Origin of the sequence: Pseudomonas sp. RGM2987 (assembly GCF_022952855.1) — a bacterium.
Classification (GTDB): Bacteria; Pseudomonadota; Gammaproteobacteria; order Pseudomonadales; family Pseudomonadaceae; genus Aquipseudomonas.
In genome coordinates, this window is record NZ_JALJDX010000169.1 from 18,402 (window position 1) to 36,508 (window position 18,107).

General features: G+C 61.5%; 18 protein-coding genes and 1 pseudogene. 14 read left to right on the forward strand and 5 right to left on the reverse strand.

Annotated elements, in window-relative coordinates:
* The first annotated feature begins 119 nt into the window (after positions 1-119).
* The 4 genes and pseudogenes from coaBC (at position 120) to argB (ending at position 4,377) form a co-directional block, all read left to right on the forward strand.
* Positions 120-1,328, forward strand: coding sequence for a bifunctional phosphopantothenoylcysteine decarboxylase/phosphopantothenate--cysteine ligase CoaBC (gene coaBC, locus RGM2987_RS08775; RefSeq protein ID WP_245139833.1), 1,209 nt, complete (start codon positions 120-122; stop codon positions 1,326-1,328).
* A gap of 5 nt (positions 1,329-1,333) precedes the next feature.
* Positions 1,334-1,789, forward strand: a complete 456-nt coding sequence (gene dut, locus RGM2987_RS08780) for a dUTP diphosphatase (RefSeq protein WP_245139836.1) — start codon at positions 1,334-1,336, stop codon at positions 1,787-1,789.
* Positions 1,790-2,040: 251 nt separating this feature from the next.
* Positions 2,041-3,444, forward strand: a pseudogene (locus RGM2987_RS08785) (phosphomannomutase/phosphoglucomutase); the annotation flags it as partial.
* A 27-nt stretch (positions 3,445-3,471) separates the two neighbouring features.
* Positions 3,472-4,377 carry an acetylglutamate kinase gene (gene argB / locus RGM2987_RS08790; RefSeq protein WP_245139838.1) on the forward strand — a complete coding sequence of 302 codons (906 nt, stop codon included), beginning with the start codon at positions 3,472-3,474 and terminating at the stop codon, positions 4,375-4,377.
* 228 nt (positions 4,378-4,605) lie between these two features.
* Here argB and pyrE read toward each other — a convergent pair whose 3' ends face one another.
* A complete protein-coding gene (gene pyrE, locus RGM2987_RS08795) occupies positions 4,606-5,250 on the reverse strand; it encodes an orotate phosphoribosyltransferase (RefSeq protein ID WP_214999691.1) in 645 nt (214 codons plus the stop codon).
* Positions 5,251-5,333: 83 nt separating this feature from the next.
* Here pyrE and RGM2987_RS08800 point away from each other — a divergent pair, with 83 nt between their 5' ends.
* Entirely contained in the window at positions 5,334-6,113 is a 780-nt protein-coding gene (locus tag RGM2987_RS08800; protein ID WP_245139840.1) for an exodeoxyribonuclease III, read from the forward strand.
* A gap of 110 nt (positions 6,114-6,223) precedes the next feature.
* Here the strand turns inward: RGM2987_RS08800 and gltS are convergent, their stop codons facing one another.
* From gltS to rph, 3 genes are all read right to left on the reverse strand, one after another.
* Positions 6,224-7,426 (reverse strand): sodium/glutamate symporter, encoded by a 1,203-nt coding sequence (gltS, locus tag RGM2987_RS08805; protein ID WP_245139842.1) that lies wholly within the window; start codon positions 7,424-7,426, stop codon positions 6,224-6,226.
* A gap of 551 nt (positions 7,427-7,977) precedes the next feature.
* Positions 7,978-8,346 (reverse strand): DUF4870 domain-containing protein, encoded by a 369-nt coding sequence (locus RGM2987_RS08810; protein WP_245139844.1) that lies wholly within the window; start codon positions 8,344-8,346, stop codon positions 7,978-7,980.
* Between the two features lie 31 nt (positions 8,347-8,377).
* Positions 8,378-9,100, reverse strand: a complete 723-nt coding sequence (gene rph, locus RGM2987_RS08815) for a ribonuclease PH (RefSeq protein ID WP_245139846.1) — start codon at positions 9,098-9,100, stop codon at positions 8,378-8,380.
* Between the two features lie 275 nt (positions 9,101-9,375).
* Between rph and RGM2987_RS08820 the strand changes: the two genes are divergently transcribed.
* The 6 genes from RGM2987_RS08820 (at position 9,376) to RGM2987_RS08845 (ending at position 14,668) form a co-directional block, all read left to right on the forward strand.
* Positions 9,376-10,239, forward strand: coding sequence for a YicC/YloC family endoribonuclease (locus RGM2987_RS08820; RefSeq protein ID WP_245139848.1), 864 nt, complete (start codon positions 9,376-9,378; stop codon positions 10,237-10,239).
* A gap of 12 nt (positions 10,240-10,251) precedes the next feature.
* Positions 10,252-10,872 carry a guanylate kinase gene (gmk, locus tag RGM2987_RS08825; protein WP_047735756.1) on the forward strand — a complete coding sequence of 207 codons (621 nt, stop codon included), beginning with the start codon at positions 10,252-10,254 and terminating at the stop codon, positions 10,870-10,872.
* Between the two features lie 167 nt (positions 10,873-11,039).
* Entirely contained in the window at positions 11,040-11,303 is a 264-nt protein-coding gene (gene rpoZ / locus RGM2987_RS08830) for a DNA-directed RNA polymerase subunit omega (RefSeq protein WP_003177259.1), read from the forward strand.
* A gap of 60 nt (positions 11,304-11,363) precedes the next feature.
* Positions 11,364-13,469 carry a bifunctional GTP diphosphokinase/guanosine-3',5'-bis pyrophosphate 3'-pyrophosphohydrolase gene (gene spoT / locus RGM2987_RS08835; RefSeq protein ID WP_245139851.1) on the forward strand — a complete coding sequence of 702 codons (2,106 nt, stop codon included), beginning with the start codon at positions 11,364-11,366 and terminating at the stop codon, positions 13,467-13,469.
* A gap of 24 nt (positions 13,470-13,493) precedes the next feature.
* Positions 13,494-13,874, forward strand: coding sequence for a RidA family protein (locus RGM2987_RS08840; protein ID WP_014340863.1), 381 nt, complete (start codon positions 13,494-13,496; stop codon positions 13,872-13,874).
* Between the two features lie 53 nt (positions 13,875-13,927).
* The gene (locus RGM2987_RS08845) at positions 13,928-14,668 is read left to right on the forward strand and encodes a hypothetical protein (protein WP_245139854.1); all 741 of its coding nucleotides are present in this window, start codon (positions 13,928-13,930) and stop codon (positions 14,666-14,668) included.
* 131 nt (positions 14,669-14,799) lie between these two features.
* Here RGM2987_RS08845 and RGM2987_RS08850 read toward each other — a convergent pair whose 3' ends face one another.
* Entirely contained in the window at positions 14,800-15,657 is an 858-nt protein-coding gene (locus RGM2987_RS08850; protein ID WP_245139857.1) for an SDR family oxidoreductase, read from the reverse strand.
* Positions 15,658-15,845: 188 nt separating this feature from the next.
* On the opposite strand from RGM2987_RS08850, the gene exbB reads away from it, so the two are divergent.
* From exbB to RGM2987_RS08865, 3 genes are read left to right on the forward strand one after another with little or no spacing between them, the layout of a single operon-like run.
* Positions 15,846-16,829, forward strand: a complete 984-nt coding sequence (gene exbB, locus RGM2987_RS08855) for a tonB-system energizer ExbB (RefSeq protein WP_245139861.1) — start codon at positions 15,846-15,848, stop codon at positions 16,827-16,829.
* Between the two features lie 6 nt (positions 16,830-16,835).
* Positions 16,836-17,264, forward strand: a complete 429-nt coding sequence (exbD, locus tag RGM2987_RS08860) for a TonB system transport protein ExbD (RefSeq protein WP_245139864.1) — start codon at positions 16,836-16,838, stop codon at positions 17,262-17,264.
* Positions 17,261-18,019 (forward strand): energy transducer TonB, encoded by a 759-nt coding sequence (locus RGM2987_RS08865; protein WP_245139866.1) that lies wholly within the window; start codon positions 17,261-17,263, stop codon positions 18,017-18,019. The genes exbD and RGM2987_RS08865 overlap by 4 nt, the downstream gene beginning before the upstream one ends.
* The last annotated feature ends 88 nt before the right edge of the window (positions 18,020-18,107 follow it).

Sequence of the window (18,107 nt, forward strand, 5' to 3'; positions counted from 1 at the left end):
TGTTCCGTAGCGGTCGCTGTGATATCGTAGCCCATCTTTTTTGCAGGCGATTTGCCTCTTCGGCCAGCTGTTGCCAAGGGTGCGCCTTGCATTGACCACTGAAATCGAAAGGCAGGCCTATGCAGCGGCTGTATCGGAAACGCATCGTTCTGGGCGTCGGCGGCGGCATCGCCGCCTACAAGAGCGCCGAGCTGGTTCGCCGGCTTATCGACCAGGGCGCGGAAGTGCGGGTTGTCATGACCCGCGGCGGCAGTGAATTCATCACCCCGCTGACCATGCAGGCCCTCTCCGGCCACCCGGTTCACCTGGACCTGCTCGACCCCGCGGCTGAAGCCGCCATGGGCCACATCGAGCTGGCCAAGTGGGCCGACCTGGTCTTGATCGCCCCCGCCACCGCCGATTTGATTGCCCGCTTGGCCCAGGGCATCGCCGACGACCTGCTGACCACTCTGGTGCTCGCCACCGACGCGGTGGTCGCCGTCGCACCGGCCATGAACCAAGCCATGTGGCGCGATCCGGCCACCCAGGCCAACCTGCAGTTGCTCGAAAGCCGCGACCTGAAAGTCTTCGGTCCCGCCTCCGGTAGCCAAGCCTGCGGCGACGTCGGCATGGGCCGCATGCTCGAAGCCAACGACCTGGCCCAATGCGCCGCCGACTGCTTCCAGCGCCAGGCCCTGACCGGCAAGCACGTACTGATCACCGCCGGCCCGACCCAGGAAAACATTGACCCGGTGCGCTACATCACCAACCACAGCTCGGGAAAAATGGGTTTTGCCCTGGCCGAAGCCGCCGTCGAAGCCGGCGCCCGGGTAACGCTGATCACCGGCCCCGTGCACCTGCCGACTCCCGATCGCGTCACCCGCATCGACGTGGTCAGCGCCCGGGACATGCTCGCGGCCTGCGAAGCGGCCATCCCGTGCGACCTGTTCATTGCTTCGGCGGCGGTCGCGGACTACCGCCCCGAAGTCGTAGCCCCACAAAAATTGAAGAAAGACCCTACGAGCGGTGACGGCCTGCTGCTACAAATGGTGCGTAACCCAGACATTCTGGCAACCATCGCCACCCGCCCCGACCGGCCTTTCAGTGTCGGCTTCGCCGCCGAAACCGAAAACCTGCTCGACTACGCCGCGCGCAAGCTCCAGGACAAAAACCTGGACCTGATCGTCGCCAACGACGTCGCCAACCCGAGCATTGGCTTCAACAGCGAAGAGAACGCCTGCAGCGTGATCGACCGCCAGTTGCACGCCACCCTTTTCGCCCAGACCAGCAAGGGCAAGATCGCCCGCCAACTGATCACTTTCATCGCCGAACGGCTGAACCAGGTTTAATTTCCATGCACGCTCTACAAGCCAAGATCCTCGATCCCCGCATCGGCAGCGAATTCCCGCTGCCGCAGTACGCCACGCCAGGCTCCGCCGGCCTCGACCTGCGGGCAATGCTCAAGCAGGACACCCTCCTGGAACCGGGCCAGACCCTGCTGATCCCCACCGGCCTGTCGGTGTACATCGGTGATCCGGGCCTGGCTGCGCTGATCCTGCCGCGCTCGGGCCTGGGCCATAAGCACGGCATCGTGCTGGGCAACCTGGTGGGCCTGATCGACTCCGATTACCAGGGCGAGCTGATGGTGTCGTGCTGGAACCGTGGGCAAACCGCGTTCAATATCGCCGTGGGCGAGCGCATCGCCCAGTTGGTACTGGTGCCGGTGGTCCAGGCCCACTTCGAACTGGTGCAGCAATTCGACGAGAGTCAGCGCGGCGCCGGCGGTTTCGGCCATTCCGGCAGCCACTGATCTGCGCTCCAGGCCGGGCGTCCTGCCCGGCCGGTTTATTAAGCTTCTGTTTCAGGGCAAAAAATGCGCAATGGCTTTCTGCTAGGTTTCCCATCCGGAATCAAGGTATTAGGCGACCGAGGCCGGGGTAACGCTATCTCATGGCATTTTCCCACCACGAACTCTCTGTCAAAAACGCCGTCATACCCTTCAGCTTGAGCCTGCCGGCGCCCGTCGTCGGCCTGTCCAGTCACTTTCCTTGATAGAGCGCCCCGCCCATGAACACCCCAGCCGCAATCGCACCGATCTTTCCTGACAGCATCTTCCGCGCCTACGACATCCGTGGCGTGGTTCCGGAAACCCTCACTGGCGAAACCGCCTACTGGATCGGCCGCGCCATAGGCTCACAAAGCCTGGCCCAGGGCGAACCGAATGTGTCCGTTGGCCGCGATGGCCGCTTGTCCGGCCCTGAACTGGTCGAGCAACTGATCAAGGGCGTTGCCGACAGCGGTTGCCACGTCAGCGACGTAGGCCTGGTCCCGACCCCGGCGCTGTACTACGCCGCCAACGTACTGGCCGGCAAATCCGGCGTGATGCTCACCGGCAGCCACAACCCGTCGAACTACAACGGCTTCAAGATCGTCATTGCCGGCGACACCCTCGCCAACGAGCAGATCCAGGCCCTGCACACCCGCCTCAAGACCAACGACCTGAGCAGCGGCAAGGGCAGCATCACCAAGGTCGATATCCTCGACCGCTACAGCGACGAAATCGTCAAGGACGTGAAGCTCGCCCGGCGCCTGAAAGTCGTGGTCGACTGCGGCAATGGCGCGGCCGGCGTGATCGCGCCACAGCTGATCGAAGCGCTCAATTGCGAAGTGATCCCGCTGTTTTGCGAAGTGGATGGCAACTTCCCTAACCACCACCCGGACCCGGGCAAGCTGGAAAACCTGCAAGACCTGATTGCCAAGGTCAAGGAAACCAACGCTGACCTGGGCCTGGCCTTCGACGGTGACGGCGACCGCGTGGGCGTGGTCACCAACACCGGCAGCGTCGTGTTCCCGGACCGCCTGCTGATGCTGTTCGCCAAGGACGTGGTGGCACGCAACCCGGATGCCGAAATCATTTTCGACGTGAAGTGCACCCGTCGCCTGGTGCCGCTGATCAAGGAATATGGCGGTCGCCCGCTGATGTGGAAGACCGGTCACTCGTTGATCAAGAAAAAAATGAAACAAAGCGGCGCGCTGCTGGCCGGCGAGATGAGCGGCCACATCTTCTTCAAGGAACGCTGGTTCGGTTTCGACGATGGCATTTACAGCGCCGCACGCCTGCTGGAGATCCTCAGCAAGGAAAAATCCACTGCGGAAGAGCTGTTCGCGACCTTCCCGAACGATATTTCTACGCCAGAAATCAATATCCATGTGACCGAAGAGAGCAAATTCAGCATCATTGATGCACTGCACGACGCGCAATGGGGCGAAGGCGCCGAACTGACCACCATCGACGGTGTGCGGGTCGACTATCCCCAAGGCTGGGGCCTGGTTCGCGCATCCAACACCACACCGGTGCTGGTGCTGCGTTTCGAGGCTGACAACGAAGCGGAACTGCAGCGCATCAAGGATGTGTTCCACAGCCAACTCAAACGTGTTGCACCTGATCTCCAACTACCGTTTTGATTCATTGAAGCACCACCGGAGCCCTGAATGACCCTCGAACGCGAAGCCGCCGCCCATACCGCCAAGGTCCTGTCCGAAGCGTTGCCTTACATCCGACGCTACGTCGGTAAGACCCTGGTGATCAAATACGGCGGCAACGCGATGGAAAGCGAGGAGCTGAAAACCGGCTTCGCCCGCGACATCGTGCTAATGAAAGCCGTGGGTATCAACCCGGTGGTGGTCCATGGTGGCGGCCCGCAGATCGGTGACCTGCTCAAGCGGCTGTCGATCGAAAGCCATTTCATCGACGGCATGCGCGTCACCGACGCGCAGACCATGGACGTGGTGGAAATGGTCCTGGGCGGCCAGGTCAACAAGGACATCGTCAACCTGATCAACCGCCATGGCGGCAGCGCCATCGGCCTGACCGGTAAGGATGCCGAGCTGATCCGGGCGAAAAAACTCACCGTCACCCGCCAGACCCCAGAGATGACCCAGCCGGAAATCATCGACATCGGCCAGGTGGGCGAAGTGGTCGGCATCAACACCGACCTGTTGAATCTGTTGGTCAAGGGCGACTTCATCCCGGTGATCGCGCCGATCGGCGTGGGTGCCAACGGCGAGTCCTACAACATCAACGCCGACCTGGTGGCCGGCAAGGTTGCTGAAGCACTGAAAGCTGAAAAGCTGATGCTGCTGACCAACATCGCCGGTTTGATGGACAAGTCCGGCAAAGTCCTGACCGGCCTGTCGACCCAACAGGTCGACGACCTGATCGCCGACGGCACCATCTACGGCGGCATGCTGCCGAAGATCCGCTGTGCACTGGAAGCGGTACAGGGCGGCGTCGGTAGCTCGCTGATCATTGATGGCCGGGTGCCTAATGCGATCCTGCTGGAGATCTTCACCGATACGGGCGTGGGGACGTTGATCAGCAATCGCAAGCGCGCTTGAAAGACGCCCACAAAAAAGACCCCGCTCAGCCTGGCTGAGCGGGGTCTTTTTTTGCATCACGCCTTATGGGCTGGATGCGCCTGTGGCGGGAGCCGGATATCTTGTGGCGAGGGAGCTTGCTCCCGCTGGGCTGCGCAGCGGCCCCAACAAAAGCGAGGGCCGCTGCGCGCCCCAGCGGGAGCAAGCTTCCTCGCCATAAAAGCTCCCTCACCGCAGGTGAAGCGTCTTTCAGACGCCGAACTGCGCCCGATAAGCCTCGACCGCCGGCAAATGCTGCTTGAGCTGCGGGTCGTCGGCCAGGAATTCCAGCACCTGGTTCAGCGACACAATGCTGATCACCGGAATGCCAAAATCACGCTCCACTTCCTGGATCGCCGACAGTTCACCGTTGCCGCGCTCCTGGCGATTCAGGGCAATGAGTACGCCGGCGGCCTTGGCGCCGTCCTGGGAAGCGATGATCTGCATTACTTCGCGAATGGCCGTGCCGGCGGTGATCACGTCGTCGATGATCAACACTTCGCCGGTCAGCGGCGCGCCTACCAGGCTACCGCCTTCGCCGTGGGCCTTGGCTTCCTTGCGGTTGAAGCACCAAGGCAAGTCGCGACCGTGGTGTTCGGCCAGGGCCACGGCCGTGGTGGCCGCCAGCGGAATGCCTTTGTAGGCCGGGCCGAACAGCACGTCGAACGGGATCCCGCTCTCAACGATGGCCGCCGCGTAGAAACGACCCAGCTGGGCCAGGGCGGAACCGCTGTTGAACAGGCCGGCATTGAAGAAGTACGGGCTGGTGCGTCCGGACTTGAGGGTGAACTCACCGAAGCGCAAAACACCGCGATCGATGGCAAAACGAATGAAATCGCGCTGATACGCCTGCATGAAAAAAAGCCTCAAATACCGCGGATTTAGCTAAATAGGTACACGCCGTGTATCATACACGCACGTGATTTTTGGGGCCATTTATGCGGATCATCAGTGTGAACGTCAATGGTATTCAGGCTGCAGTGGAGCGTGGTTTGCTCAGTTGGCTGCAAGCACAGAATGCCGACGTCATCTGCCTGCAGGACACCCGCGCCTCCGCCTTTGAACTGGACGATGCAGCCTTCCAACTGGATGGTTACTTCCTTTATGCCTGCGATGCCGAAGTCCCCGCCCAGGGTGGCGTGGCTCTGTACTCGCGGCTGCAACCGAAGGCTGTCATCAACGGTCTCGGTTTCGAGACGGCGGACCGCTACGGGCGCTACCTGCAAGCCGATTTCGACAAGGTCAGCATCGCGACCTTACTGCTTCCTTCGGGACAGAACGGCGATGAAGATTTGAATCAGAAATTCAAGTTGATGGACGACTTCGCCCGTTACCTGGATAAACAGCGGCGCAAACGTCGCGAGTACATTTACTGTGGCTCGCTGTACGTGGCGCAACAGAAGCTGGATATCAAGAACTGGCGCGACAGCCAACAATCCCCGGGCTTCCTGCCGCCGGAACGGGCGTGGATGGACGAGATCATTGGCAACATGGGCTATGTCGATGCCCTGCGCGAAGTCAGCCGCGAGGGTGACCAGTACAGCTGGTGGCCGGACAACGAACAGGCCGAGATGCTCAACCTCGGCTGGCGTTTCGACTACCAGTTGCTGACGCCTGGCCTGCGCCGCTTCGTACGCAGCGCTCGTCTGCCGCGTCAGCCACGGTTCTCGCAACACGCGCCGCTGATCGTGGATTACGACTGGACGCTGACGATCTGAGTGCCGCTTTCCAGTGGCTTCAGTCATACCCTGGTAGTTGAGCGACTAAAGAAAAATGCCCGTATCGCACGATACGGGCATTTTTCTTGGCCGATGTTATTCAGGCTTCATCACGCAGCAAAAAATGGCAGCGCCAGGTACAGCTTGATCACGATGACATTAATGATGTCGATGAAAAACGCGCCCACCATCGGCACCACCAGAAAGGCGATCTGAGAAGCGCCGTAGCGTTGGGTCACCGCTTGCATGTTAGCAATAGCCGTCGGTGTGGCACCCAGGCCAAAACCACAATGCCCCGCCGCCAATACTGCCGCATCGTAGTTACGCCCCATCATTCTGAACGTCACGAAAATCGCGAACAATGCCATGACCAGCGCCTGCGCGGCGAGGATGATGAAGATCGGCAACGCCAGCGCCGCCAGGTCCCAGAGCTTGAGCGACATCAGTGCAATCGCCAGGAACAGCGACAAGCTGACATTCCCCAGCACGGAGACCTCCCGCTCAAATACCTGATACACGCCAAGCGCCGATAGCCCGTTGCGCAACACAACACCGACGAACAAGACACAGACGAAGGTCGGCAACTCGAATGCAGTGTCGTGAAGCCAGCCATTGAGCAAAGTGCCCGCCAGCAAACTGACCGCGATCAGCGCCAGGGTCTCGATAAATGAAAACGGCGTAATCGAGCGTTCTTTGTTTGGTTGCTCAAAGCCCTTCGGCAGCCGTGGCTTCTCATGTTCAGGGCCAGGTTTCGGGACACGCTTGATCAGCACGCGAGCGACCGGCCCGCCAATCAGGCCGCCCAATACCAGGCCGAACGTTGCCGAAGCCATCGCCAGTTCCGAGGCTGAGGCCAACCCGAACTTCTCGCTGAACATCGTTCCCCAGGCAGCACCGGTCCCATGCCCACCCGCCAAGGTGATCGACCCCGTCAGCAAGCCCATCAGCGGGTCGAGCCCCAACGTCGTGGCGAGCCCAATGCCCAATGCGTTCTGGACCACCAGAAGCCCGGTCACTGCCAACAGGAAGATCCCCACCACACGCCCGCCTTTTCTCAGGCTGGCGAAGTCCGCGCTCAAACCGATGGTGGCGAAGAAAGCCAACATCAGAGGCGTCTGCAATGAAGTATCGAACCGTACTTCAATATCAAGGAGCCGCAGTATCAAGAGCACCAAGGCAACTACGAGACCGCCCGCGACAGGCTCGGGAATATTATAGGCACGCAAAAAACCGACACGTGCGACGAGTCCGCGACCCAGCAAAAGTACTAGCGAGGCGGCGACCAGTGTTCCATAGAAATCGAGTTGAACCATCGGGTTTATTCTTGGGCTGGATATTCAGAGGCGTACTGTTTACCTGGATACGCCTCTTGAACAGGTTGATTGGCATAACGCTGGTAGCGTTGGGCATCCGAGGGCCTTCAATGGCCTGAATATGTCGAGATATTTCTTGATTAACATGATGCCGGGGAACCTTAGCAATCAATAAAGGTGGCTGCCAAGTACATAAGTTGAGTTAGAGGCTTTTAGTTGTGACTGGAAATGTAAGATAGTTTAAAGAAACCAATGGACTTACATATATGGGCTCCATTCACAAGTCGGACAATTCTGATTTAGCCGATGCATATATCCGTTTCTGCGGTAACTTTTGAAAAAGCCGAAATGCCGTGCAGACAAAAGTAACCAAAGCGCAGGAGCAGCATCTGTATTGCAGATGCATTGCTATCGCGAGCAGGCTCGCTCCCACCCTTGATCTTCAGCGGATACAAAATTTATGTGCCCCCCAAAATCACTGTGGGAGCGGGTTTGCTCCCACAGGAGATGGATACACACCGGCAATCGAGAACCGGTTGCCCGTCACTCCGTTACTTGACCAACCGCCAGGTAAACGGATACCGATACGCCTGCCCCTCATTGGCCTTCACCCCACCAATAATGGTCAACACCAGCGCACCGATCGCGATCAACCCAAACAGAAAGAACCCAATCACCACCACCATCAGTAGCAAGCTGATCGCTGAAGCAATTGCTACGGTGATCTGGAAGTTCAGGGCTTCCTTGCCCTGGGCATCGATAAATGGATCGGACTCACGCTTGAGCTGCCAGAGCACCAGCGGCCCGATCAGCGTGCCGAACGGAATCCAGATCCCCAGCAAGGCGGACAGGTGACAAAACATTGCCCATTGACGCGCCTCTTTGCTCGGCTGGGGCAGCAGGATTTGTTCATCACTCATGACATTCTCCTTGTCTGGGGATACGGATCGATCAGTCGGCCAATGCGGCCTTTTGCAGTTCGAAGATCTCGCTCATGCCTTTCTTCGCCAATTCCAGCATAGCGTTCAATTCTTCCGGCTGGAACGGCGCGCCCTCGGCGGTGCCTTGTACTTCGATGAAGCCGCCGGCGCTGGTCATGACCACGTTCAGGTCGGTCTCGGCGGCAGAGTCTTCCAGGTAGTCCAGGTCCAGCACCGGCTCGCCCTGGTACATGCCCACGGAGACTGCACCAATCATCTGTTTGAGCGGATCGCCGCCCTTGAGGCCGCCACGTTTCTTGATCACTTTCAAGGCGTCGACCAGCGCGACCATGGCCCCGGTGATGGACGCGGTGCGGGTACCGCCGTCGGCCTGGATCACGTCGCAATCGACATACAGGGTCACGTCGCCCAGTTTGGACATGTCCAGTGCGGCGCGCAGCGAGCGGCCGATCAGGCGTTGGATTTCCAGGGTGCGCCCGCCCTGCTTGCCACGGCTGGCCTCGCGCTGGTTCCGCTCGCCGGTGGCCCGCGGCAGCATGCCGTACTCGGCGGTCAGCCAACCCTGGCCCTGGCCCTTGAGGAACCGCGGCACGCCGTTCTCGACGCTGACGGTGCAGATGACCTTGGTATCACCGAATTCGACCAGTACAGATCCCTCGGCGTGTTTGGTGTAGTTGCGGGTAATGCGGATCGAGCGGAGCTGATCGGCAACGCGACCACTTGGACGTTTCATAGGGAACACCTGTACTGAGGACGGAAAACTGCCGGCATTATAAAGCCGTGTTCCCTTATAGGGCAGTTTAAACGTAGCGCAGTTCTAAAAAACGGCTGCGAGCGCAGCCCCTCCACGGCCCGCCCGACGGGCTGCAGCGCTTTGTCACAGGCACGGTTTGGGGGCATGCGCCCCACTGCGCTACAATCCTGCGCCTTTGCAGCCCTCAGGCTTCAATCCACAGATTCCAGGCACCACGACCGCAGGTTGTGCCGCCTGCATTGCGAGGAACCTCCATGGTGCACAGCATGACCGCCTTCGCCCGCGTCGAAAAAGCCGGGGCCCAGGGCACGCTGAGCTGGGAACTGCGTTCGGTCAACAGCCGCTACCTGGAACCACACTTGCGCTTGCCCGAATCCTTCCGCGACCTGGAAGGCGGTGTGCGCGAAGCGCTGCGCCAGGGGCTGTCCCGGGGCAAGCTGGAATGCACCCTGCGCTTTACCGAAGAAAGCACCGGCAAGACCTTGCAGGTGGATCGCGAGCGCGCCGCGCAACTGGTTGCCGCCGCCGAAACCGTCGCCAGCCTGATCCAGAACCCCGCAGCCCTGAACCCGCTGGAAGTGCTGGCCTGGCCCGGCGTGCTGGTGGGCGATGCCAGCGACCCGCAAGCGCTGAACGCCGAGGCACTGGCGCTGTTCAATCAAGGCTTGAAGGAACTCAAGGCCGGTCGCGAGCGTGAAGGCGCGGAGCTGGCTCGGCTGATCAACGAGCGCCTGACCTCTATAGAGGCCGACGTCACCACCCTGCGCGAGCTGGTCCCGCAGATGCTCGCCACCCAGCGCCAGAAAGTCCTCGACCGCTTTGCCGACATGAAGGCCGAGCTGGACCCGCAGCGCCTGGAACAGGAAATGGTCATGCTCGCGCAAAAAAGCGACGTGGCCGAAGAACTGGATCGTCTGAGCACCCACATCATCGAAGTTCGCCGGGTGCTCAAGTCCGGCGGCGCGGCCGGTCGCCGCCTCGACTTCCTGATGCAGGAGCTCAACCGCGAAGCCAACACATTGGGCTCCAAAGCCTTCGACCCGCGCAGCACCCAGGCGGCGGTCAACCTCAAGGTGTTGATCGAGCAGATGCGCGAACAAGTGCAGAACATTGAGTAAGGCTAACCCGACATGACCCACAGCACCGGCACTCTCTACATCATTTCCGCGCCCTCGGGCGCCGGCAAGACCAGCCTGGTCAAGGCCCTGATCGACGCCGAGCCGCAGATCCGCGTCTCGGTCTCGCACACCACCCGCGCCATGCGCCCCGGTGAAGTGAACGGCGTGAACTACCACTTCGTCGATCGCGAAGAGTTCGTGAGGATGGCCGAACACGGCGACTTCCTGGAGCGCGCCGAAGTCTTCGGCAACCTGTACGGCACCTCGCAAAGCTACTTGCAGCAGACCCTGGACGAAGGCCATGACCTGATCCTGGAAATCGACTGGCAAGGCGCCGAGCAGGTGCGCAAGCTGATGCCCCAGGCCCGCTCGATCTTCATCCTGCCGCCAAGCCAGCAGGCCTTGCGCCAGCGCCTGACCAACCGCGGCCAGGACAGCGACGAGATCATTGAAGGCCGGATGCGCGAAGCGGTCAGCGAAATGAGTCACTACGTGGACTACGATTACCTGATCATCAACGACGATTTTGCCCACGCACTGGACGACCTGAAGGCGATTTTCCGCGCCAGCCAGTTGCAGCAGAAACGCCAGCAGCAACGTTTCGGTAAATTATTGGCCGAACTGTTGGGCTGACCGGCCCTTCCCAAAACCGCTGCGACGGCTTTACATTGGTACTCGCAGCGCGCCGAGGGGTTTGGTTAAAAAATCAGCGCTTCCCTAAACGCTGGTGTTTTTTTAAACTGTCGAGTCCGCTCGCCCAACCGGGCAGCGCGCATATTGCATTCGCTCCGAGGAATACCATGGCCCGCGTAACCGTTGAAGACTGCCTAGAACACGTGGAAAACCGCTTTGAGCTGGTCATGCTCTCTACCAAGCGTGCCCGTCAACTGGCTACCGGTGGCAAAGAGCCGTTGGTCCAGTGGGAAAACGACAAGCCTACCGTAGTAGCGCTGCGTGAAATCGCCGAGGGCCTGATGAGCTACGAGTTCATCGCCAACGCTGAAATCGTCGAAGACGAACCGCTGTTCGCAGCGTTCGAGGACGAGTCCAACGAGGCGGTCTAAGCCTATGCCTGGTCGACGTAGCACGGCGCGGGGTCACAGCAGACGGCAGGAGTCATCATCATGCCGAGCATAGACGCCCTCGCCGATCGCTTATCGGCCTACCTCGGCACGGACCAGGTCAATCTGGTCCGCCGAGCCTATTTCTACGCCGAACAAGCCCACGACGGCCAGCGTCGCCGCAGCGGCGAGGCGTACGTCACGCACCCGCTTGCGGTGGCGAATATTCTTGCCGACATGCACATGGACCATCAGAGCCTGATGGCGGCCATGCTCCATGACGTGATCGAAGACACCGGCATTGCCAAGGAAGCGCTGCAAGCGCAGTTCGGCGAAACCGTGGCCGAACTGGTCGACGGGGTCAGCAAGCTGACCCAGATGAACTTCGAGACCAAGGCCGAGGCCCAGGCCGAAAACTTCCAGAAGATGGCCATGGCCATGGCGCGCGATATCCGCGTGATCCTGGTCAAGCTTGCCGACCGCCTGCACAACATGCGCACCCTGGAAGTGCTGTCCGGCGAAAAACGCCGGCGCATCGCCAAGGAAACCCTGGAAATCTACGCCCCCATCGCCAACCGCCTGGGCATGCACGCAATCCGCATCGAATTTGAAGACTTAGGCTTCAAGGCCATGCACCCGATGCGCTCGGCGCGGATCAACCAGGCCGTCAAGCGTGCCCGGGGCAACCGCAAGGAAATCGTCAACAAGATCGAAGAGTCGCTGAGCCACTGCCTGGCTATCGACGGCATCGAAGGCGAAGTCAGCGGCCGGCAGAAGCACCTCTACGGCATCTACAAGAAAATGCGCGGCAAACGCCGGGCCTTCAACGAGATCATGGACGTCTACGCGTTCCGGATCATCGTCGACAAGGTCGACACCTGCTACCGCGTCTTGGGTGCTGTGCATAATTTGTACAAACCGCTGCCGGGGCGCTTCAAGGATTACATCGCGATCCCCAAGGCCAACGGCTACCAGTCGCTGCACACCACGCTGTTCGGCATGCACGGCGTCCCGATCGAGATCCAGATCCGCACCCGCGAAATGGAAGAGATGGCCAACAACGGCATCGCCGCCCATTGGCTCTACAAGTCCAGCGGTGACGAACAACCCAAGAGCACCCATGCCCGAGCGCGGCAGTGGGTCAAGGGCGTGCTGGAAATGCAGCAGCGCGCCGGCAACTCCCTGGAATTCATCGAGAGCGTCAAGATCGACCTGTTTCCGGACGAGGTCTACGTCTTCACGCCCAAGGGCCGGATCATGGAGCTGCCCAAAGGCTCCACGGCGGTGGACTTTGCCTATGCAGTGCACACCGACGTCGGCAACAGCTGCATTGCCTGCCGGATCAACCGTCGCCTGGCACCGCTGTCCGAGCCGCTGCAAAGCGGCTCCACGGTGGAAATCGTCAGCGCCCCCGGCGCGCGACCGAATCCGGCCTGGCTCAACTTCGTGGTCACCGGCAAGGCGCGCACGCACATCCGCCACGCGTTGAAACTGCAACGCCGCTCCGAATCCATCAACCTTGGCGAACGCCTGTTGAACAAGGTGTTGAACGGTTTCGACAGCTCGCTGGACAAGATCCCGAGCGAGCGCGTGCAGGTGATGCTCACTGAATACCGCCTGGAGCTGATCGAAGACCTGCTCGAAGACATCGGCCTGGGCAACCGCATGGCCTATGTCGTCGCCCGTCGCCTGCTCGGCGAAGGCGAGCAACTGCCAAGCCCCGAGGGCCCGCTGGCGATCCGCGGTACCGAGGGCCTGGTGCTCAGCTATGCCAAGTGCTGCACGCCGATCCCGGGCGACCCGATCGTCGGCCATCTGTCCGCCGGCAAGGGGATGGTGGTGCACCTGGACAACTGCCGCAACATCAGTGAAATCCGCCACAACCCGGAAAAATGCATCCAGTTGTCCTGGGCCAAGGATGTCACTGGCGAATTCAACGTCGAGCTGCGGGTCGAGCTGGAACACCAGCGTGGCCTGATCGCGCTGCTGGCCAGCAGCGTCAATGCCGCCGACGGCAACATCGAGAAAATCAGCATGGACGAGCGCGACGGCCGCATCAGCGTCGTCCAACTGGTGGTCAGCGTGCACGACCGTGTGCACCTGGCCCGCGTGATCAAGAAACTGCGTGCCCTGACCGGGGTGATCCGCATCACCCGGATGCGCGCGTAGCCTAGTCATTACAAGGAGTCATTCATGACCAAAACCGTTATCACCAGCGACAAGGCCCCGGCCGCCATCGGTACTTATTCCCAGGCGATCAAGGCGGGCAACACCGTGTACATGTCGGGCCAGATCCCGCTGGACCCGAAAACCATGGAGCTGGTGGAAGGCTTCGAAGCCCAGACCGTGCAGGTCTTCGAAAACCTCAAGGCCGTGGCTGAAGCCGCTGGCGGTTCCTTCAAGGACATCGTCAAGCTGAACATCTTCCTCACCGACCTGAGCCACTTCGCCAAGGTCAACGAGATCATGGGCAAGTATTTCGACCAGCCTTACCCTGCCCGCGCCGCCATCGGCGTGGCGGCCCTGCCCAAGGGTGCGCAAGTCGAAATGGACGCCATCCTGGTCATCGAGTAACACGCCCGGCGCAGCCTTCGCGCTGCGCCGTTTCGTTTTGAAAGGACTCCACCATGCGCAAAGCGCTTGCTCTCTCGCTGCTTGGCCTTTTTCTGGGCGGTTGCGCCAGCGACCCGGCCGACCGTGACATCAGCGGCACCTGGATCAACCAGGCCGCCATCGACGCAGCCGCCAAGGGTGGCGCGCTGCGCGAGGCGCTGCAGGGGTATGGCCCGAACCTGGAATGGGACGTCAACACCCGGGCCGGCCAGGCGCGCTACACCAACGGTTTTGAAAATGTCGAAGGCAAGTTGCTGGGCGAAGAAGACGGCACCTGGAAAGTCGATTTCTACGGCAGCGCCGCCAGCGAACTGAAACGCGACGGCGACCAGTTGAACCAGGCCGCCAACGAAAACGAACCGCAGCAGGTGTTCGACCGCGCGCAGATCCAGGTCCCGGAAGGCGCGCCCATCGGCGCCAGCTTCGAGCGTGCGCTGTACGCCGCCTACCTCGGTGGCACCTGGCACATCGTAAACGGCCCCGGCCAAGGCGCCAGCGTGCAATTCCAACCCGACGGCCAGGTCAGCGGCCTGCCGGGCGCCGATCGCTACGCCCTGTGCCTGGCCGGCGATTGCGCCTCCATGAGCGGCGGCAACGACAACATCTGGCTACAACAGAACGGCCAGGGCAACACCTGGATCTTCGCCCGCAACGGCAAGACGCTGGAAATCTTCCAGACCGTGAACGCGGCGCTGGCGGATGAAATGCCGTCGTTTACGCCGGGTGACCGGCAGTGGGTGCTAGAAAAGCAATAACCCAAACAGAAATCCCACTGTGGGAGCGGGCTTGCTCGCGATAGCGTCCTTCCAGCCAACGAAGATGTTGGATGTGAGGGCCTCATCGCGAGCAGGCTCGCTCCCACAGGAGTATGTGGCGTGCAAAAAAATCAGCAGCGCCCTTCCAGAATCGCCGCATACCCCTGGCGAAAACTCGGATAACGCGGCGTCCAGCCCAGGGCCTTGGCCCGGGCGTTGCTGCAGCGCTTGCTGCCGGCGCGGCGCACGCTGGCGTCTTCGGCCCACTGGGTGACGCCCATGTACTCGCGCAACCAGCCCACCACCTCGGCCAGCGGCGCCGGAGCGTCATCGACGCCGATGTAGCAATCGTCCAGCGCCTTGCCCTGTCGATCCGCTTCCAGCAGAAACGCCAGCAGACCCGCCGCGTCGTCGGCGTGGATGCGGTTGGCGTACAGGGGTGGATCGACGACAACGCGATAGCCCTGGCGCACCTGGCTCAGCAACCATTCACGGCCCGGGCCGTAGATGCCGGTCAGGCGCACTCGGCTGGCCGGGATGTCGCTGTCGAGCGCGACTTGCTCGGCTTCGAGCATCAACCGACCGGAATACCCGCCGGCCTCGGTAAGCGAGGTTTCGTCGACCCACTCGCCCTGCTGCTGCCCGTACACGCTGCTGCTGGAGACAAACAGCAAGCGCTTGGGCTGTTGGCCGTGTTGCTTCAACCAGCTCAATACATGCTGCAAGCCTTCGATATAAGCCAGGCGATAACCCGCCTCGTCATGATCGGTGGCAGCCGCGCTGTAGACCAGATAATCCAACGGCCCGGTGGGCCAGTCGGCTGGACACTGTTCGCCGAACAAATCGCCTGCGACCCCAATGACCCCGGCTGGCAGGTTTGCAACCGTGCGACGCACGCCATACACCTGCCAATGTTCAGCCAAAAGCTGATTGGCCAGACGGCCGCCGATATCACCGCAACCGGCAATCAAAACAGAAGGCGCAGACATCGAAAACTCCTCTGGTAAAGCCGCAGACTAGCCTTTGAGGAGGATGAGCGGCTAGCAATGCAAGAAAAAAAGATACTCTATTACTGTTGTTAACAAGAATTACTTGCAATAATGCACACCACTTTTGTTCTCGGCCCTACGAGGCCTGGAAGAACATCAACCGTCTTTTCCTCTCAGGTCCGGCCAGCATGAAACACTCTCTATCCTCCGCTTCGCCAACCAACCGACCTCGCGCCTGGAGCGCCGTGGCAGCCCTGTTGTTCAGCCTGTTGCTGCCGCCCGCTGCCGCGTTCGCTGATGCGCAGACACCTGCGACAACCCCGGCCACCGCACCGACGGCCTCCCAGGCACCTGCCGAAACGGCCGCCCCCGTTGCAGCAGCACCGGCGGCCAGCGCCCCGGCCCAAGCCGTGGAAGCCACTGCCGCCGACGCTCCCGAAGTGCTCGAACCCGACAACACCCTCGGCATGGCCCACGATCTGTCCCCCTGGGGCATGTACAAGAACGCCGACGTCGTCGTAAAAGCCGTGATGATCGGCCTGGCCATCGCCTCGCTCATCACCTGGACCATCTGGATCGCCAAAGGCTTCGAGCTGCTGGGGGCCAAGCGTCGCCTGCGGGGTGAAATCGCCGCCTTGAAAAAAGCCGCCACCCTCAAGGAAGCCAGCGCCAGCGCGGCGAAGGAAGGCACCCTCGCCAACCTGCTGGTGCACGACGCCCTCGAAGAGATGCGCCTGTCGGCCAACAGCCGCGAGAAGGAAGGCATCAAGGAGCGCGTGAGCTTTCGCCTCGAGCGCCTGGTCGCAGCCTGCGGTCGCAACATGAGCAGCGGCACCGGCGTGCTCGCCACCATTGGTTCCACCGCACCGTTCGTCGGCCTGTTCGGCACCGTATGGGGCATCATGAACAGCTTCATCGGCATCGCCAAGACCCAGACCACCAACCTCGCGGTCGTTGCCCCCGGCATCGCCGAAGCCCTGCTGGCAACCGCCCTGGGCCTGGTCGCCGCGATCCCGGCGGTGGTCATCTACAACGTCTTCGCCCGCTCCATCGCTGGCTACAAGGCCCAGGTCTCCGACGCCTCGGCCGAAGTGCTGCTGCTGGTCAGCCGTGACCTGGACCACCTGCCGCCCGAGCGTGGTTCGCAGCCGCACATGGTGAAAGTGGGGTAAACGACCATGGGCCTGCATTTGAAAGAAGGCGCAGACGACGATCTGGCCGAGAACCATGAAATCAACGTCACGCCGTTCATCGACGTGATGCTGGTGCTGTTGATCATCTTCATGGTGGCCGCGCCGCTCGCCACCGTGGACATCAAGGTCGATTTGCCGGCATCGACGGCCAAGCCATCGCCGCGCCCGGAAAAACCGGTATTCCTCAGCGTCAAGGCTGATCAGCGCCTGTTCCTCGGCGAAGACGAGGTCAAGGCCGAGAACCTCGGCGCGACCCTCGACGCCAGGACCCAAGGCAAGAAGGACACGACGATCTTCTTCCAGGCTGACAAAGGCGTGGACTATGGCGACCTGATGAGCGTGATGGACGCCCTGCGCGGCGCCGGCTACCTGAAGGTCGGCCTGGTCGGACTCGAGACGGCGCCTAAAAAATGATCACGACGCGCCAAAAGCTGACGCGTTACAGCGCAAGCCTGGCCGTGGTGCTGGGCGTGCATGCGCTCGCCATCGCCCTGACGCTGAACTGGACGTCCCGCCCGCCCATCGAGCTGCCGCCCCAGGCGATGATGGTCGAGCTGGCGCCGGTGCCTGCGCCGCCACCGCCGGCTCCGCCGAAAGTCGTCACCCCGCCGAAGCCGCCAGAGCCGGTGGAGGAACTGCCGCTGCCCAAGCTTGCCGAAGCGCCGAAGGCGGAAATCGCCGTGCCCAAGCCGGTCAAGCCCAAGCCCAAGCCGCAACCGCCCAAGCCCAAGCCGGTGGAAGAGAAGAAGCCGGAGCCGCCGAAGGAACAGCCCTCGGAGCACAAACCCAGCGACACGCAGCCGACCCAGGCACCGACCGAGAAATCCGCGCAACCGGCCCCCGGCCCTTCGCCCGCACAAATGGCAGCCAAGGCCAATTGGCAGGGCACGCTGCTGGCGCACCTGGGCAAGTACAAGAAGTACCCGCCCCGGGCCCAGCAGATGAACAAGGAAGGCACCAACCGCCTGCGCTTCGTGGTAGATGCCGACGGTAACGTGTTGTCGTTCGAACTGGTGGGCAGTGCTGGCACCGAGTCGCTGGACCGGGCCACCCTGGAAATGATCCGCCGCGCCCAACCGCTGCCCAAGCCACCGGCCGAGCTGCTGACCAATGGCACCATCGAACTGACGGCACCGTTTGTGTACTCGATCGACAAGCGCCGGCGCTGATCGGTAGACACGCCACCCCCTGTGGACACGCCGCCCCCCTGTGGCGAGGGAGCTTGCTCCCGCTGGGCCGCAAAGCGGCCCCAAAACC

Excerpts from the sequence above, each read along its gene's own strand:
- coaBC (WP_245139833.1), top strand. The coding sequence starts at position 120 with ATGCAGCGGCTGTATCGGAAACGCATCGTTCTGGGCGTCGGCGGCGGC.
- dut (WP_245139836.1), top strand. The coding sequence starts at position 1,334 with ATGCACGCTCTACAAGCCAAGATCCTCGATCCCCGCATCGGCAGCGAA.
- argB (WP_245139838.1), top strand. The coding sequence starts at position 3,472 with ATGACCCTCGAACGCGAAGCCGCCGCCCATACCGCCAAGGTCCTGTCC.
- pyrE (WP_214999691.1), bottom strand. The coding sequence starts at position 5,250 with ATGCAGGCGTATCAGCGCGATTTCATTCGTTTTGCCATCGATCGCGGT.
- RGM2987_RS08800 (WP_245139840.1), top strand. The coding sequence starts at position 5,334 with ATGCGGATCATCAGTGTGAACGTCAATGGTATTCAGGCTGCAGTGGAG.
- gltS (WP_245139842.1), bottom strand. The coding sequence starts at position 7,426 with ATGGTTCAACTCGATTTCTATGGAACACTGGTCGCCGCCTCGCTAGTA.
- RGM2987_RS08810 (WP_245139844.1), bottom strand. The coding sequence starts at position 8,346 with ATGAGTGATGAACAAATCCTGCTGCCCCAGCCGAGCAAAGAGGCGCGT.
- rph (WP_245139846.1), bottom strand. The coding sequence starts at position 9,100 with ATGAAACGTCCAAGTGGTCGCGTTGCCGATCAGCTCCGCTCGATCCGC.
- RGM2987_RS08820 (WP_245139848.1), top strand. The coding sequence starts at position 9,376 with ATGGTGCACAGCATGACCGCCTTCGCCCGCGTCGAAAAAGCCGGGGCC.
- gmk (WP_047735756.1), top strand. The coding sequence starts at position 10,252 with ATGACCCACAGCACCGGCACTCTCTACATCATTTCCGCGCCCTCGGGC.
- rpoZ (WP_003177259.1), top strand. The coding sequence starts at position 11,040 with ATGGCCCGCGTAACCGTTGAAGACTGCCTAGAACACGTGGAAAACCGC.
- spoT (WP_245139851.1), top strand. The coding sequence starts at position 11,364 with ATGCCGAGCATAGACGCCCTCGCCGATCGCTTATCGGCCTACCTCGGC.
- RGM2987_RS08840 (WP_014340863.1), top strand. The coding sequence starts at position 13,494 with ATGACCAAAACCGTTATCACCAGCGACAAGGCCCCGGCCGCCATCGGT.
- RGM2987_RS08845 (WP_245139854.1), top strand. The coding sequence starts at position 13,928 with ATGCGCAAAGCGCTTGCTCTCTCGCTGCTTGGCCTTTTTCTGGGCGGT.
- RGM2987_RS08850 (WP_245139857.1), bottom strand. The coding sequence starts at position 15,657 with ATGTCTGCGCCTTCTGTTTTGATTGCCGGTTGCGGTGATATCGGCGGC.
- exbB (WP_245139861.1), top strand. The coding sequence starts at position 15,846 with ATGAAACACTCTCTATCCTCCGCTTCGCCAACCAACCGACCTCGCGCC.
- exbD (WP_245139864.1), top strand. The coding sequence starts at position 16,836 with ATGGGCCTGCATTTGAAAGAAGGCGCAGACGACGATCTGGCCGAGAAC.
- RGM2987_RS08865 (WP_245139866.1), top strand. The coding sequence starts at position 17,261 with ATGATCACGACGCGCCAAAAGCTGACGCGTTACAGCGCAAGCCTGGCC.